This is a genomic window from Bacillus sp. ES1-5, assembly GCF_022487605.1.
Taxonomy (GTDB): domain Bacteria; phylum Bacillota; class Bacilli; order Bacillales; family Bacillaceae_G; genus Bacillus_A; species Bacillus_A wiedmannii.
In genome coordinates, this window is the sequence record NZ_JAKVPU010000009.1 from 1 (window position 1) to 17,160 (window position 17,160).

Consider the following 17,160-nt stretch of genomic DNA (forward strand, 5'->3'; position numbering starts at 1 on the left):
TAAAGTTAGTTTGTCTAGCATCTAAAAATAAAAATTGACGTTTCACGTTGTTTGTTTCGTTCAGTTTTCAAAGAACTTGTCTGCCGCTCCAGAAGCGACTTCATCATATTAACATCTTCATTTTTTGATGTCAACTAAGTTTTAAAATTTCTTTTTTGTCGTTTTCTGCGTTTCCGCATCAGCGACGTTTATTAATATACCATCATGATTTTTAAATAACAAGTGTTTTTTCAAAAAAAACACAAAAAAATATCCATCCTACTTTCTTCTATATAGAGACGCCTCATCCCATCTACGGAAAACAGCTATTTAAATTGTATACCAATACACTCTAGTTAACCAAACTGTATTTCATAACCCCTTCCTAGATTTTCATTCTCTTCTATATTAACGCCCTGATCATTTGCTTCTCTATAGACTAACAATATAAAAAACAAATCAATCCAAACTAAAAAATAGATTCACCACTTCCTACATAAAGCAAACATACCGATTTTTAGTTTTGTTCCTCCACACAAACTATTAATTGAACGAATCGGTTGTTTACAGACAGCTCGATTAGGTAATAGTCTTATCGCTCGGCGAATAGCGGAATAAATAACGAAATTTTCACAAAAAAAATTAACTTAAGAATATTGTTAGAATTTTTTTACATTTAATTAATGAAAAATATCCATTTTTTGTTATATAGTAAGAAAGGACGTACTCAACTATAAATAAACCAATGGAGGAATTACTTTATGGATAGGTTAACAAAGTTTTCATTAAAAAACCGCGCCGCTGTTATCATCATGGTTTTTCTCATTTCCGTACTTGGCGTTTATTCCGGATCTAAATTACCTATGGAATTTTTACCAAGCATCGATAATCCAGCAGTCACTGTCACAACCTTATCTCAAGGACTCGACGCTGAAGCGATGACGAAAGAAGTAACTGATCCCCTCGAAAAACAATTTCGCAATTTAGAGCACATCGACAGCATCACCTCTTCTACGCACGAGGGATTATCACGCATCGATATCGCGTATACATCCAAAGCAAACATGAAAGACGCAGCACGCGAAGTCGAAAAGGCCATTAATACAATTAAATTACCTAAAGATACAACTAAACCCATAGTTAGCCAATTAAATACTTCTATGATTCCACTCGCTCAAATTGCTATCCAGAAGCAAAACGGATTTTCAAAAGCAGATGAAAAACAAATCGAAAAAGAAATCGTACCACAACTCGAAAGCATTGATGGTGTTGCCAACGTTATGTTTTTCGGAAAATCAGCCTCTGAATTATCTATCACACTAGACCCAAACCAATTAAAAGATAAAAACGTAGCAACAGAACAAATATTAAAAGTTTTACAAGGAAAAGAAACTTCCACTCCAGCTGGAGCAATTACCGTTAATAAAGAAGAATATAACCTTCGTGTCATTGGGGATATAAAAAATGTAGATGATATTAAAAACATAACCGTTGCACCTCAAGTAAAATTACAAGATGTTGCTCAAATTGAACTTAAACAACACTACGATACAATCTCACATATAAACGGAGAAGAAGGAACCGGATTAATCATCATGAAAGAGCCAAGTAAAAATGCAGTTGCAATCGGAAAGGAAATCGATAAGAAAATCAAAGATATAAGTAAACAATATAAAGATCAGTTTTCTATTAAACTTTTAGCCTCAACTCATGAGCAAGTTGAAAATGCTGTTACTAGTATGGGCAAAGAAGTAATTCTTGGAGCAATTGCTGCAACTCTAATTATCTTAATCTTTTTGCGTAACTTCCGAACGACACTCATCGCTGTTGTCAGTATTCCATTATCTATTTTATTAACACTCTTTTTACTACATCAATCTAACATCACACTTAACACTCTAACTCTTGGTGGTTTAGCGGTTGCAGTTGGACGTCTCGTTGATGATAGTATCGTTGTCATCGAGAACATTTTCCGTCGTTTACAAAAAGAATCTTTCTCTAAAGATATTATTCTCGATGCAACGAAAGAGGTCGCCGTCGCAATTACTTCTTCTACTTTAACAACAGTCGCTGTTTTCTTACCTATCGGCCTCGTATCAGGAGTAATCGGAAAATTAATGTTACCTATGGTATTAGCAGTTGTATATTCTATACTATCATCCTTAATCGTTGCACTAACAGTTGTTCCACTTATGGCTTTTTTACTACTCAAAAAAACAAAGCACAAAAAGCCAAGTTCTTCACCACGATATGTCGCTACATTAAAGTGGGCTCTTTCGCATAAATTCATTATTTTACTTACTGCTTTTTTATTATTCGCAGGATCGATTGCAGCCTATGTATTACTACCGAAAGCGAACATAAAATCTGAAGACGACACAATGTTATCTATTAATATGACTTTCCCAGCTGATTACGCTCCTGAAACACAAAAACAAAAGGCCTTCGATTTCGAAAAGAAATTACTTTCTAATTCGGATGTAACAGATGTTATTTTACGAATGGGATCTAGCGCAGAAGATGCACAATGGGGGCAAACGACAAAAAATAATCTTGCCAGTATATTTGTAGTCTTCAAGAAAGGCTCTGATATTGATCAATATATTAAAGAGTTAAAGAAAGAACATAAAGCTTTTGAGCCTGCTGAACTAGATTATATAAAAACGAGTTATTCAAGCTCTGGTGGTGGCAACAATTTGCAATTTAACGTAACAGCAACTAACGAAACGAATTTAAAAGAGGCTGCTACTATCGTCGAAACAAAACTAAAAGATATGGCTGCTCTCTCTAAAGTAAAAACAAATTTAGAAGACTCTAAGAAAGAATGGCAAATCCATGTTGATCAAACAAAGGCCGAACAACTAGGCTTAACACCAGAATTAGCAGCACAACAAGTAGCATTCCTTATGAAGAAATCACCTATTGGTGAAGTTTCAATCAATAATGAAAAAACAACTATTATAATAGAACACAAAAAAGAGAACATTACTAAACAAGAAGACATTTTAAATACAAACATACTATCACCTATCAATGGACCAATTCCTTTAAAAGACATTGCAACTATTTCAGAAAAGCAACTTCAAACAGAAGTCTTCCATAAAGACGGAAAAGAAACGATTCAAATTACTGCTGAGGCCTCAAATGAAGATTTAAGTAAAGTAAGCGCAGAAGTAAACGAAACGATAGCTAACTTAGACTTACCTAGCGGCGCAAAAGTAACTATTGCAGGTGCAACTGAATCTATGCAAGAGAACTTCACAGATTTATTCAAAATTATGGGGATTGCAATCGGGATTGTATATTTAATTATGGTTATCACCTTCGGACAGGCGCGCGCTCCTTTTGCAATTTTGTTCTCCCTGCCATTAGCTGCTGTTGGCGGTATTTTAGGATTAATCATTTCAGGAACACCCGTTGATGTAAATTCCTTGATCGGCGCATTAATGTTAATTGGTATTGTCGTTACAAACGCTATTGTATTAATAGAAAGAGTGCAACAAAATCGGGAACACGGAATGGAAACAAGAGATGCCTTACTAGAAGCGGGATCCACTAGATTACGTCCAATTATTATGACAGCTATAACGACAATCGTCGCTATGCTTCCTCTCCTATTTGGTCAATCGCAAGCAGGAAGCATGGTATCAAAAAGTCTTGCCGTCGTTGTCATCGGTGGTTTAGCAGTCTCAACCGTTCTTACATTAGTAGTCGTTCCAGTTATGTATGAACTATTAGATAAAATCGGGAGAAAAAGACGCTCTCGTAGAAAAATAAACACTTCTACAGAAACACCTGATATTTAAAGAAAAAGGCGTTATCTTCATTCTTGAAGATAACGCCCTTTTCTCTACTTACCGATATAATCCATCATTTTTTGAGCATATCGCTCTAGAGGTTTACCAGAATCTACAATAAGATATTCACTATTTAAAGGTCTTTTACTACCATCTAACCACTTTTTAAAAGCTACTTCCGAATCCACTTTTCCAATCTGACTGACCATACGTTTACGTGTTCGCAGACTATTGTTAATCTCTTCCATATCATTAAGATAACATTCGATATATTTATATTTTACACCATGTTTATTAGACAGTTTCATTCCTTTTTCAACCAGCCCTTCATATAGACATGGACTATCCAATATAACACTATGCCCTTGTTCTAAATAAGAATCAATCAATGCCCATTCAACATCGTATGATACTCCTCCAACAATTGTCGATTCAACCCCTTTCATTTCTAATGATTGTAACAATGCCGATTTCAAAACATCATGATCTACAATTAAAGCACCTGTTAACTTCGCTATATACTTAGAAACTGTCGATTTTCCCGATCCAGGAAAACCTGACATTTGCAGAAAAAACAAATTAACTCCCCCTCCCATCCGAACCTATTCATCTATATAATCAATTACAAATTCAACAATCATTACATCCATTCCTTCTATATTAAAATACAAAAAGAACTCCCTACTTTTAAATAGAGAGTTCCTGTTTATAATTTATGCTGCTTTTACTTTCTTCGTCGTTTTACTTTTTCTTTTCGTTCCTGTAAAACGTTTGTGTAATACAGATGCTATCAAGCGTGAAATAACATTGAATAGTAATACCATAATAATTAATACAGCTGCAGATTTTGTCGCAATCAATTTTGCATCCGGAATAACTCCTTCAGAATTTAGCTTCCAAATGTGAACCGCTAATGTTTCAGCTGGTCTAAATGGATTTAAAGGATGCGCAGGACTTGAGAAGTCCGCTGCTGAATTTAAAATCGGGGATGTTAAACCCGCTGTGTAAATCAGTGCAGCCGCTTCCCCGAATATACGACCCGCCGCTAAAATAATACCTGTAATAATTTGCGGTAATGATGACGGGATAATAATACGAGCGATCGTTTGCCACTTCGTTGCACCTAATCCAAGACTTGCCTCTTTTACATTATGAGGAACTTCTGAAATTGCATTTTCACAAACACGTGTTAAACCTGGTAAGTTTAAAATAGTTAGAGCAAGAGCACCACCCATTACTGTGTATCCCCACCCTGTCATTGTAACGAACACTAACAAACCGAATAAACCAACAACAATAGAAGGTAAAGATGCCATTGTCTCAATACATAAACGAACAAAATTTAAAAAACGCCCTTGTTTTGCGTACTCTGCTAAATATATTCCAGCACCTAACCCAAGAGGAATAGATATAACAAGCGTTATAACAAGCATGTAGAAAGAATTGAATAACTGCGGACCAATCCCACCACCAGCTCTTGTATTACTTGGTTCTCCAAACAAGAAATTAGGATCCCAAAACCCCCATCCCTTTTGCAAAATTTCAAACACTAAGAATACTAGCAGAGCTACAACTAAAGCTGCAACTGCATAAAAGATACCTGTCCAAATTTTATTTACCGTTCTTGCATTCATTATTATCGCTCACCTCTTTGCCCAATCGCTCGAATTACTAAAATAAACAGGAATGAAATAACAAGTAAAATCATCGCTAAAGTCCATAGCGCATTATTCCAAGCAGTTCCGTTTAATGTATTTGTCATGTCCATTGTCAAAATACCAGTTAACGTCGCTGTCGGGCTATATATTCCTTCTGGTAATTTAATTGTGTTCCCGATTACCATTTGAACCGCTAATGCTTCACCGAAAGCACGCGCTAAACCTAAAACAACACCTGTTAAAATCCCTTTTTTCGCAGCAGGAACAATTACTCGGCTAACCGCTTGCCATTTCGTTGATCCTAGACCATAAGAAGCTTCTAAATAATCAAATGGAACAGAGCGTATTGCATCAGAAGCGATACTAGCAATAGTAGGTAAAATCATAATACTTAATACAACAATACCCGCAATTAGACTAAATCCCACTCCCCCGAAAGAATCACGTAATAGCGGCACTAAAATCGTAACCCCTAATAATCCGTATACAACCGAAGGAATACCAACTAATAATTCTAAAACGGGCTTCAATACTTTATTTCCAAATTTCGGCGAAATTAAATTCATGAATATAGCAAGAGCTATAGCAATTGGCGCACTAATAATAACCGCACCTAACGAAACCACTGTTGAACCTACAATAAAAATCAAAGCCCCGAAGGTTCCTTCGTCAGCATTTGGATTCCATTTTGTCGATGTTAACATCTCAGTAAATGAGATACCGCTTTGTGTAAAAGATTGAATACCTTTACCGCAAATAAACGCAATAATAGCTAATGTAATTAAAACAATAAAAATACCACAAAACGTAACAAGCGATCTTCCTATATATTCACTTTTTACGTAATTAATTTGTTTTTTCCCCTTCATCACAGGTCAGACCCCACTTCATAGATTGAAATGAACAGGACTGGCCTTGCAGCCAGCCCCATAAAAATTTATTACTTATTTAATTTAGACATTGGGATGTAACCCATATCTTCTACTTGCTTTTCAAAGTCTTTTCCTTTTACATAATCAATGTAAGCTTTCGTTGCTTCTTTCGCTTCACCTTTTGTTACCATGTACTCGTAAGACCAGAATGGATATTTACCAGACGAAATGTTTTCAACTTTTGGTTCAGAACCATCAATTTTCACTGTTTGTAGCGCACCCTTTTTATCGCCCACCATGTAAGACATCGCTAAATAACTTACTGAACCTGGAGTAGAATTGATTGCTTGCTCTACTGCACCGTTAGAATCTTGTGTTGTACCAGTTCCATCATTAATTTTCGCGTCTTTCATCACTGTCTTTTCAAATGTAGCACGTGTACCCGATGAAGCTGGACGGTTAATTACGTTGATTTTTTCATCTTTCCCGCCTACCTCTTTCCAGTTTGTTACTTTCCCAGTGAAGATATCTTGTACTTGTTGCACTGTTAAGTTATCAACTTTTACATCTTTATTTACGACAAGTGCGAATGCAATACCCGCAACCTTGTTATCTACTAATTCTTTCGCTTTTTCAGCATCTTTTATTTTATCTCCCGACGGAACATCTGAATTACCAATTTGTACTGCACCCGATGCTACTTGGTTAATCCCAGTTCCACTACCGCCACCTTGCACTTGAATAGAAACTTTTGAATTTTTCTCCATGAATTTCTTTCCAGCTTCCTCCGCAAGAGGTAGAAGAGCTGTAGAACCAGCTGCTGCAATCGTACCTGATAATTCTTGTTTTGTATTATCGCTTCCTTTAGCAGCTTCTTTACTAGCTGTATCATCTGCTTTCCCACATCCAACTAACGCTCCTGCCACCACTAAAGCCGCTAAAGAAAATTTAATACCTTTTTTCATAACCATGTCTTGTACCCCCATTTGGATTATCACTTTTCGAATTCATTTTCTTTCGAACACAAATTCATTGTAGGACAACAATATTATGTGAGTGTTAAGCAATTTTTAATTTTAAGTAAATGACGATAATAATCCTTAAAAGCTAGGAATCCCAACATTTATAGTTAAAGAACCCAACAAAATCCACACGAATTAAGCTGTAATGTAAATTTATTCTTAACAATGTAAATTCAATGTAAATGTTTTTCGCTCTTTTCCCCTTTTAATTAAAAATACATTTACAAATCCATTGTATCTTTTAACTTTTACACTCTTACTTTATTTACATTCAACAGAATTTCAGTAATATTTTTTAGTACAACTAAATAAATTGGAACAATTCTAAAAATAAATGAATATTTTTAAAGTACCAATTGACAGCATCATCCAATGTAGTCTACTATATTATTAACAAAAAGTTTACCTAAGGAAACTTTTTAAACTTAAACAAACAATATAGAGATGAGGTAACTTTTATGGTATCGGCTAATACAAAACCACTTTCCGAATTTAAGACAGGAGAGTTTGTACAAATTGAGAAGATACAATTAGAAGGAACTATGAAACGACGTTTATTAGACTTAGGATTTATCCCCGGGGCAACAATTAAAGTATTACAGCGCAGTCCGCTTGGAGATCCGGTCGCTTATCAAGTAAGCAATACAACTATCGCACTACGTAAGGAAGAAAGTTCCCTTATTTTCGGGGTATTAATAGGAGATGATTTCAGATGAGCAAACATCGTATTGCTTTAGCTGGCAACCCGAACACCGGGAAAAGTACATTATTTAATACTTTAACAGGCTTAAAACAACATACTGGAAACTGGACGGGAAAAACTGTTTTAAAAGCTGAAGGGGAATATGAACATAACGGAAGTAAATATACATTAATAGATTTACCTGGAACTTACTCACTATATTCAAATTCTGCGGATGAAGAAGTAGCAAGAGATTATATTATATTTGAAAAACCAGAAGTAACTGTAGTTGTTATAGATGCAACTGCAATGGAAAGAAATTTAAATTTAGCACTCCAAGTGATGGAAATGACAAGCAATGTAGTCATTTGTATTAATTTAATTGATGAAGCGGAGAAAAAGGGCATCGTTATTGATGAAAAGAAATTAGCAAAATCGCTCGGTGTACCTGTAGTTAAAATTTCTGCTCGTAACCGAGTAGGTATTGGGCATTTGCTAAATGTTATCGCTAAAGTAGCAAACAAAAAATTAATTCCAACACCAATTAAAATTTCTTACAGTGAAAAAATCGAAAATATGATTCAGGAATTAGAACCACAAATTTATAAAGTGTTCGGTGATACGTATCCAGCACGTTGGATTGCGTTACGTATATTAGATGGAGATAAAAACTTCTTAACTACACTTCAAAAACACCATAAAGAACCACTTGTAAGGGAGGTCGTAATGAATGGAATCTCACTCAGCCAGTAAGGCTCTTCCATTAGACTATATTATTCAACATGCACAAGCACTCTCAAAAGAAGATATACGAGATGATATTGTCGGAGATATTTATCGAACATCTGCAAGCATATGTAAAGAGTCTGTTCAATATACAAATACTGATAAATTGTATCGTTCTGAAAAACTAGATAAAATTTTCACATCTCCAATTTGGGGATTTCCAATTATGCTCGGTATTTTATCTATTATTTTTTATCTTACAATTGCAGGCGCTAACGTACCGTCTGATATGATTGCTGAATTCTTCGGATGGACCGAAGGATATTTAACATCTTGGTTCCAAGCAGCGCATGCACCTGAATGGTTACATGGCATTTTAATACTTGGTTTATTCCGTGGTATCGGTGCTGTTATTAGCGTTATGTTACCACCTATGGCAATCTTCTTCCCTATGTTCGCACTATTAGAAAACTACGGATACTTACCACGTGTTGCATTTAATATGGACCGCTTATTCAAACGCTCCGGTGCACACGGCAAACAATCTTTAACAATGGCAATGGGCTTTGGTTGTAATGCAGCCGCTATTATGTCAACACGTATTATTGAATCACCACGTGAACGTATGCTTGCAATCTTAACAAACAACTTCGTTCCTTGTAACGGTCGTTGGCCTATGTTAATTTTAATGGCTTCATTATTTATGGCTGCTGGTTATACAGGTAGTATGCAAACATTAGTTACTGCCGGCGTTGTAGTTGGGATGGTTGTAATTGGTGTTATTATGACATTAACTGTTTCTTGGGTACTATCAAAAACAGCTTTAAAAGGCGTGCCAACTCACTACACTCTTGAGTTACCACCGTACCGTAAGCCAAAAGTTTGGAATACAATTGTACGTGCAACACTCGATAAATCTATTTATGTTTTAAAACGAGCTGTCGTTGTAGCTGCCCCTGCGGCTGCATTAACTTGGTTACTTGCTAACATTTTCATCGGTGACACAAGCTTACTTATGTATTTTGTAAACTTCCTAGATCCATTTGCTAAAATGTTAGGACTTGACGGTTTTATTCTAGCTGCTTTCATTCTTGGACTACCAGCTAATGAAATTGTTATCCCGATTTTATTAATGTCTTATTTATCAACTGGAGCTTTAACTGAAATAGATGATTTTAATCAAATTAAAAATCTATTCTTAGAAAATGGTTGGACTTGGTTAACAGCGTTAAACACAATGTTGTTCTCACTTCTTCATTTCCCATGCGGAACAACACTGGTTAACATATATAAAGAAACAAAAAGTGCAAAATGGACGTTCTTATCGTTTGCAATCCCTACCGTTATCGCCATTGTTGTGACATTCCTCTCTACACAATTGGTACATTGGTTAGGGCTTGTATAAAAGCAAAGCATACATAGAAGGTATCCCCCTTCACATTTGCTTTGCGCAAAAGAAACCTGAAAATCATTCAGGTTTCTTTTTTTCTTTCCACGGCTGCGCTCCATACGTTGAAATTTTTTTATGAAGGAAGTATATAGCTCCCGGAAGAACCGCCATTAATATCGTGCAACTAATCCCTAGACCAGTAAACAACTTACATCACCTTATTTCACTCTTTTCGGTAAGGCTGAACCGGAATGCTCAATTGTCGGATGAACATGAACAGTAACCTCAGCATTACTAAAGTAATTTTCACCTTGATCCCAATTCTTATCTATCTTCTTCCATTCTTTATAATTATGCCGCTTATATACTTCTCCTAACGCTAATACATCTACCTTATATTTTTTTTGAACAAGCTTAATCGATTTTTGGATACGCTTCTCCATTTCCTCCGCAATTGTTTTCTTCAATCGACTTTCATTCATAATTTGTTTATGATCGCTAAAGTGCACCTCAGCTAAAGTGCCTTCAAAAGATAAATGAATATCAAACTTCGGTTTTGTGGCATTTTTCGTAGATACTTTAATCTTCCGATGCATCTTATGAATTTCATATGTAATAAGCTGGTCTTGCTTACGGATCGTAAAGAATCCGCCAATTTTCTTACCTATTACATAATTCATCCCTAATGTTTCTTCTCCATCCAAACTGCCTACACACTTATTATCCTTCCCACGAAACAACGCTGCCCCGTTCATTTGCACCCCTTGTTTTGTTAGTTCAAGAATAGGTAATACGAAACTTCGATTAGCAATCATTTTTTGCTGCACCTCACCAATTCTTGCAGCCTCAATCATTTGAGCATTTTTCGGAGGATGTTCAGCTAGCATATCAATATACTGCGCCGGTAAATTTTCAGGCTTCGCACTCTGCTTCAAAATAGCTTCTGCATCTTTCTTAGAAACGAATAAACGAATATTTCGTCTCATCTCATGATCACGAATATATACATCTAACGTATTTTGTAAAACATATGGATTCGCTAATAAATCTTTAGAAAAAATTATCACTTGTATATGCGGAAAGAATAATGAGCGACTAATTTTTTTGGCGATAATTCGGATTTGCTCAAAGACACTATCTGCTTTCGCACTAACATTAATATAATTTTCACTATCTCCACCACTTTGTCCACCTTGCTGTGCTAGCTTGCTGGGAAGTACCATCTGATACGTCCCTTTCATAATTGGATTCGATTTCTTTTTTTTCACAATATCATACGCTGCACCTACTACAAATCCTCTTTCTTCTATTTCTTCTAGCTCAGAGCATCCACTTATCGATCCGGCTAACACTAGCAGCATTATAATTTTAAGAAGGTGTTTCATTTCTACCATTCCTTCTTTTTATTTTATATACAATAAAAACTAACAAAGGTGCTAACACGACAAAGCCCATATCTATCCAAGCTAAATACGTTCCGTAACTTGATAAAGTATTTAAATTACCAGGAATCATATTCAGCATAAAAATCATAGGAGCACTTACGAAAATAAAGATATGTTTCTTAACTTTCGGAAACATAGCACAAAACAATAAAGACGCAACGTCATAATACATTGCTGTCGTGTTATAAATCGTAATAATCCATGTCGTAAAAAAAATTGCATCGAATCTTTCTAAAAACCCCCCACCAATTTCAATCTCTTTCCCTAATTCAATCGTTGGATATGTTAATCCCCGGGTTGTCATATATGTAAAAACACTAATACAAGTTAAATAAATTAAAATGTAAGACAACACGTTTACCATCACAGCTTTTGCAACTGCCATCGGCGCCTTTTTTGCCGTATCATTTAACATCACTGCATAAAATAAAGCTACCTCAAATCCAATAAACGTAAAAATAGAATTTTTTACTCCAACAGCATATTGACTGACGTCCGTTTGAAAAGCAGGTAGTAAATTATCTACTTCCATTAAGTTCACATTCAATAAAGAGAGCAGCACGATCGCAATTAACACGATAGGTAAGAATAAAACATTTAATCTTAATAATGCAGCCCTAGATCCAGCAATTCCATAAACAACAACTAACAAAAAAAAGAAAGATAACAACTGTATTGGTGTATCACTAAACAAATACGTTTGTGAAATAATTGCAATTTTTCGGGCCTCATATGCCGTCAAAGCAACGAATGTTAACACTAAAATGATACTAATTGTGTATGCAACAGGCTTCGTCAAGTACTCACTCGTATATTGAACAAAGTTTTGTTTTGGGAATAAAATAGCCACTCGTGTCACAAACCAACCTAAACACGCACATATCAATCCACCAAGAAGTAAAATAATCCAACCATCCGAAAATAAAGTTTGCATAGCGATATCTCGCGGCATAGATAGTGCACCTATACCAATAATCGTTGACGATACCGCAAAACCCAGCTCCCGAGATCCAATTTCTTCATCGCCATACTCAAATGGTTTCAATTATTCTCGCTCCTTTGGACGTATTGTAGAATCTTTCGTTTGTAAATACTCTGGTCTATCTTTCAACATTGATTTTGGCATGCGGATAATTTCTTCTTTCCAATCTTTATAAAATGCAGGAGCAATAGGCGTTGTATATGGGACACCAACACTCTTCAAATTCGTAATATGAACTGCAAGTGCAATAAGCGCTAAAATAATTCCATACAAACCAAAAGCAGTCGCTGCTAAAACAAAGACGAAAAGTAAAATACGAAACGTAATCGTAATGCTATATACAGGAAGCGAAAAGGTAGCAATAGCTGTAACCGCAATTATGATAACTAAAAATGGATTTACAATCCCTGCGTTCACCGCTGCTTCTCCAATTACAAGACCACCTACAATCCCAATTGTTTGCCCCATCGGTTTTGGCAACCTAATTCCCGCTTCTCGTATTAACTCCATCGTTAATGCCATCATTAATGTTTCTATATATGCCGGAAATGGTACCCCTTCTCTCGCTCCCGCAATAGAATAAGCTAGTTTAGATGGAATAAGCCCTTGGTGGTATGAAACTAGCGCTACATACGTCGCTGGTAATAAAACCGCCATAATACCAGAAACCATTCGCAAAATCCTCAATAACGTCCCAATCACCCAGCGCTCGTAATGATCTTCCACAGATTGAAAAATATCAACAAATACTAGCGGAGCTATAAGAGCAAACGGTGATCCATCCACTAATATTGCTGCCTTCCCTTTCGCTAATGAGGCCACAATATTATCAGGCCTTTCCGTATTCAAAAACTGCGGAAACGGTGACAAATTATTATCTTGAATTAATTGCTCAATCGTACCCGTCTCAAAAACAACATCTGTCACTATGGATTGAAGACGCCGATCTAGCTCTTTTACAATGTAAGGATTAATAATGTCTTCTATATATACTAAAGTCACTTCTTTTTGGGATCTCTTCCCCATAATATAAGATTGAAATCTCAACTTTGGGTCACGTAAACTACGGCGAATTAACATTTTATTCACGTTAATATCTTCATTTAATCCGATCCTCGGTCCACGTATTAAATCTTCTGTTACCGGCGGTTCTAAACTTCTTTTTTCCCAAGCCCTACTATTAATCACGATAGCGGTTTGAACATTATCAATTAATATAACTGTATCTCCCGCTAAAATCGCATTTATAATATCCGGAAACGTTGTCTTCTTACCAACTTCCGCAATAGAAATAAAACGATCCAATAACGTTTGAACAACAGCTTCTTCTTTTTGTACTTCTTCATATTGAAGTGTACGAACTACATATTTATAAACATTATCCTTATCTGTTAACCCACATAAAAAAATAACAGCACAGCGTGTAAAACTACCAGCAAGGGCAACTTCCCTAATTGTTAAATCATTAGGCGAACCTAACTCATCTCTAACTTCTTTCATAACTTCAAATAAGTTATCTTTTAACTCTAACAATTCCCCACCTAACTTCCTTTTCAACAAGTTTTTAGTTAGATTCCGCTAATAGAAGGAAATATATACAAAAAAGAGCTATCTCTTTTTTGAAGATAGCTCTAATACAAGGATTACTTTTCTACTATTATATTGTCTTTCTTTATCGATACACTTTTCGTGAACCAACTAACGATAAACATCACAATCATATTCATTAACAATGCGACTATTCCTACATTTAAATCTTTTATATATTGGGGGAAACCTGGAAACATCGTAGCTATAGTTGAACCAGATAAAGTAATATATGCGACCACTAACAACCCAATCCCCATTCCCGCAATTGCCCCTTGCTTCGTAATAACTTGACGCGGAAACAAACTACATACAAGTGCAGGGAAAAGTTGTGTCACTATACTGTATCCCATTAAAAGAAGAGCCCCTATCGTTTCTCCTCCTTTAAATGTAAACAATACTGCAACAAGTGTTACTACAGGCACAAATAATTTTGCAACTTTAGCAACTTGTCTATCTGAAGCTGATGGGACCATTGTTCGGTAAATGTTTTTTGCTAACAACGTAGATGCGGCCATAACAAGCATGGAACCTGGAACTAATGCTGTTAATACTCCTGCGCTACCAATAATACCAATAAACCATGGGTCAAAGGTTTGAAGAGCGAGACGGAATAATGAAAGGTCTACATCCCCTCCCTTTAACCCTGGAACTTGCAGTATGGCAGCAAAACCTGCAAAGAATACGAAAAGCAATACTAAAGAATAAAGAGGCATGATTGCCGCGTTTTTCCTAAATACTTTTTCATTTTTTGCAGAGAAAGCAGAAGCAAATGTATGGGGCCACATATAGAAACCGAGAGCTGTTAATACAATAGTAGAAACAAACCAAGAAATACTCATTCCTTCATCGGGTAAAGATAAAAATCCTGGTTTCGCCGCTTCTACCGCTTCGAACATCGGCTGAAATCCTCCGTAATAATGGTACGGTAAATATATACCTAAAAACATAACGATAAACAGGATCATAATATCCTTCAAAGCGGCTGTCCAAGCAGAGCCGTGTATGCCTGAAACCATTACATATATCGTTATGACAATCGCACCAATCCACACTGCAATAACTGGTGATACCCTTCCATAAGATGCTTCCGAAACGATAATACCTAATCCTTTTAACTGTAAAACAAGGTATGGGATAATCGAAATAACCCCAATGACAGAAACGATAATGCCAAGTGCCTGGCTCTTATATTTCTTCACAAAAAAATCTGGCTGCGAAACAAGATTATGCTCTTTCGCATACTTCCAAACTGGCGGCAATAAAAAGTAAGATAAAATATAAGCTAGTGCACCATAACCTAAAATATAGAAAGTAGGTGCTCCTTTACTATACGCCCATCCACTTCCGCCTAAAAATGTGAACGTCGTATAAATTTCACCTGCCATAAGAAGAAAAATAAAAATAGTGCCAAATCCTCTTCCACCAACTGACCATTGCTCTAAATTCATATCTTTTCCATGTTGTGCCCGAATTCCTAAAAATAGTGCGAGAAACAAAAATAAAATAATGATAAGTAAAGCGATCATTTTACATCCCCCTTATTAGCAGGATCAAATACGTACACAAGCCCCATACAAAGAGACGTAATGAGTACCGATAATAATATCCAAAACAATAAAAACGGCATCCCTAATACGTAAGGAGTAACTGAATTAGCAAATACGGGTCCAATAACTAAACAAAAAACTGGAATAAGCGCTAATACGTGTATTTTCTTCATCTCATTCTCCTTTACTTATGAAATTTATAATAGATGATACAAAAACTTCCACGCCAACCGGTAATGCATCTTCATCAATCGTAAAACGAGGGTGATGGTGAGGATATATAATTCCTTTCTCTTTATTTCCCGCTCCGATAAAAAAGAATGTCCCTGGTGCCTTTTGTAAAAACGCTGAAAAATCTTCTCCAGCCATCGTCGGCTGTAAACGAGTAACTTGCTCTCTTCCATACAACTGTAATGCTGTTTGCTCAATAATCTCTGTAACTTCATAATTATTTACTACTGGTCGATATCCATATTCATAAGAAAATGTATATTTCGCCCCGTAAGACTCCGTCACATGCTTCACAATCCGTTCAATCCTTTTCTCGGTTTCTTCTCGTAACTCATGTCTTAAACTCCGCACTGTCCCTTCAATCTCCGCTTGTTCTGGAATCACATTATGGGTTGTCCCAGCATGAAATTGCGTAACAGATACTACAAGAGGATCTAACGGATTCGTGAGGCGGGATACAATGTGCTGAAGTTGCGAAACGACTTGTGTACCGATTGCAATACTATCAACCGTTTCATGAGGGATTCCAGCATGTCCACCTTTTCCTTCTATCGTAATTTTAAAAACATCTGGGGCTGCCATTGCAGGACCATAAGTTACACCTATTTTACCAACCTCTAACGATGCCCAAAGGTGAGCACCAATAATATAATCCACACATTCCATTACACCCGCTGCAACCATTTCCTCTGCCCCGCCAGGAAAGTTTTCTTCTGCATGTTGGAAGAGAAAACGAATCTCTCCTTTAATCTTCTCTCTTTTTTCTACTAACTTATGTACGACCCCAAGTAATATCGCTATATGTCCATCATGGCCACATGCATGCATCACACCTGGATATGTAGAAATAAAATCAAACTCATTTTCTTCATGAATAGGAAGCGCGTCCATGTCAGCACGAACCGCGATGGTTTTACCAGGTTGCTTACCAATTAACCTTGCCATTACACTATATTTAGTAGGTCTTGACACTTCTAAATATGGGATTTTTTGAAGTATATCGAATACAAACTGGGATGTATTTTCTTCTTGAAAAGATAACTCTGGATACTTATGAAAATGCCTTCTCCACTCAATTAATTGATTTTTCGATAAAACCAGTTCCTTTGCAACATCCATTTCTCTTCGCCCCTTCTTCACCAAGTTAAATGTTATTATAACTTGAATTGTTAAATTTTTAAAGAATCTTCTGAATTTTCCGTTATAATAACTTAAAAATAAAAAGCCATCAAAAAGATG

General features: G+C 36.1%; 15 protein-coding genes. 4 read left to right on the forward strand and 11 right to left on the reverse strand.

Features of this window, described 5'->3' with window-relative positions; translation table 11 throughout:
* Window positions 1–740 precede the first annotated feature (740 nt).
* On the forward strand, window positions 741–3,785 hold the full coding sequence (locus MKO96_RS23040) for an efflux RND transporter permease subunit (RefSeq protein WP_240588803.1): 3,045 nt from the start codon (window positions 741–743) through the stop codon (window positions 3,783–3,785).
* Window positions 3,786–3,829: 44 nt separating this feature from the next.
* Here MKO96_RS23040 and MKO96_RS23045 read toward each other — a convergent pair whose 3' ends face one another.
* From MKO96_RS23045 to MKO96_RS23060, 4 genes are all read right to left on the reverse strand, one after another.
* On the reverse strand, window positions 3,830–4,354 hold the full coding sequence (locus tag MKO96_RS23045) for a P-loop nucleotide/nucleoside kinase family protein (RefSeq protein WP_240588804.1): 525 nt from the start codon (window positions 4,352–4,354) through the stop codon (window positions 3,830–3,832).
* A gap of 135 nt (window positions 4,355–4,489) precedes the next feature.
* Window positions 4,490–5,410 carry a phosphate ABC transporter permease PstA gene (gene pstA / locus MKO96_RS23050; protein WP_088095198.1) on the reverse strand — a complete coding sequence of 307 codons (921 nt, stop codon included), beginning with the start codon at window positions 5,408–5,410 and terminating at the stop codon, window positions 4,490–4,492.
* Between the two features lie 2 nt (window positions 5,411–5,412).
* Window positions 5,413–6,303, reverse strand: coding sequence for a phosphate ABC transporter permease subunit PstC (pstC, locus tag MKO96_RS23055; protein ID WP_000676675.1), 891 nt, complete (start codon window positions 6,301–6,303; stop codon window positions 5,413–5,415).
* A 71-nt stretch (window positions 6,304–6,374) separates the two neighbouring features.
* Window positions 6,375–7,277, reverse strand: coding sequence for a phosphate ABC transporter substrate-binding protein PstS family protein (locus MKO96_RS23060; protein ID WP_240588805.1), 903 nt, complete (start codon window positions 7,275–7,277; stop codon window positions 6,375–6,377).
* A 509-nt stretch (window positions 7,278–7,786) separates the two neighbouring features.
* On the opposite strand from MKO96_RS23060, the gene MKO96_RS23065 reads away from it, so the two are divergent.
* Genes MKO96_RS23065 through MKO96_RS23075 form a run of 3 tightly spaced genes read left to right on the forward strand, consistent with a single transcriptional unit; the run spans window position 7,787 to window position 10,141 of the window.
* Complete coding sequence (locus tag MKO96_RS23065; protein WP_000252989.1) at window positions 7,787–8,044, forward strand: FeoA family protein; 258 nt, start codon at window positions 7,787–7,789, stop codon at window positions 8,042–8,044.
* Window positions 8,041–8,763: a FeoB small GTPase domain-containing protein gene (locus MKO96_RS23070; protein ID WP_240588806.1), complete on the forward strand. Its 723-nt coding sequence runs from the start codon at window positions 8,041–8,043 to the stop codon at window positions 8,761–8,763. Before MKO96_RS23065 ends, MKO96_RS23070 begins: the two co-directional genes overlap by 4 nt.
* Window positions 8,741–10,141 (forward strand): nucleoside recognition domain-containing protein, encoded by a 1,401-nt coding sequence (locus tag MKO96_RS23075; protein ID WP_087979479.1) that lies wholly within the window; start codon window positions 8,741–8,743, stop codon window positions 10,139–10,141. The genes MKO96_RS23070 and MKO96_RS23075 overlap by 23 nt, the downstream gene beginning before the upstream one ends.
* A 63-nt stretch (window positions 10,142–10,204) precedes the next feature.
* Here the strand turns inward: MKO96_RS23075 and MKO96_RS29420 are convergent, their stop codons facing one another.
* The 7 genes from MKO96_RS29420 to MKO96_RS23105 form a co-directional block, all read right to left on the reverse strand.
* Window positions 10,205–10,333 (reverse strand): hypothetical protein, encoded by a 129-nt coding sequence (locus MKO96_RS29420; protein ID WP_080467893.1) that lies wholly within the window; start codon window positions 10,331–10,333, stop codon window positions 10,205–10,207.
* 11 nt (window positions 10,334–10,344) lie between these two features.
* A complete protein-coding gene (locus MKO96_RS23080; protein ID WP_240588807.1) occupies window positions 10,345–11,511 on the reverse strand; it encodes a Ger(x)C family spore germination protein in 1,167 nt (388 codons plus the stop codon).
* Complete coding sequence (locus tag MKO96_RS23085; protein WP_240588808.1) at window positions 11,495–12,616, reverse strand: endospore germination permease; 1,122 nt, start codon at window positions 12,614–12,616, stop codon at window positions 11,495–11,497. The genes MKO96_RS23080 and MKO96_RS23085 overlap by 17 nt, the downstream gene beginning before the upstream one ends.
* On the reverse strand, window positions 12,617–14,086 hold the full coding sequence (gene gerLA / locus MKO96_RS23090) for a spore germination protein GerLA (RefSeq protein WP_240588809.1): 1,470 nt from the start codon (window positions 14,084–14,086) through the stop codon (window positions 12,617–12,619). It lies immediately after the preceding gene.
* Between the two features lie 110 nt (window positions 14,087–14,196).
* Window positions 14,197–15,669, reverse strand: a complete 1,473-nt coding sequence (locus tag MKO96_RS23095) for a sodium:solute symporter family protein (protein ID WP_240588810.1) — start codon at window positions 15,667–15,669, stop codon at window positions 14,197–14,199.
* Window positions 15,666–15,863 (reverse strand): DUF3311 domain-containing protein, encoded by a 198-nt coding sequence (locus MKO96_RS23100; protein WP_000719854.1) that lies wholly within the window; start codon window positions 15,861–15,863, stop codon window positions 15,666–15,668. Before MKO96_RS23100 ends, MKO96_RS23095 begins: the two co-directional genes overlap by 4 nt.
* A gap of 1 nt (window position 15,864) precedes the next feature.
* Window positions 15,865–17,040 (reverse strand): amidohydrolase, encoded by a 1,176-nt coding sequence (locus MKO96_RS23105; protein ID WP_240588811.1) that lies wholly within the window; start codon window positions 17,038–17,040, stop codon window positions 15,865–15,867.
* Window positions 17,041–17,160: the final 120 nt, after the last annotated feature.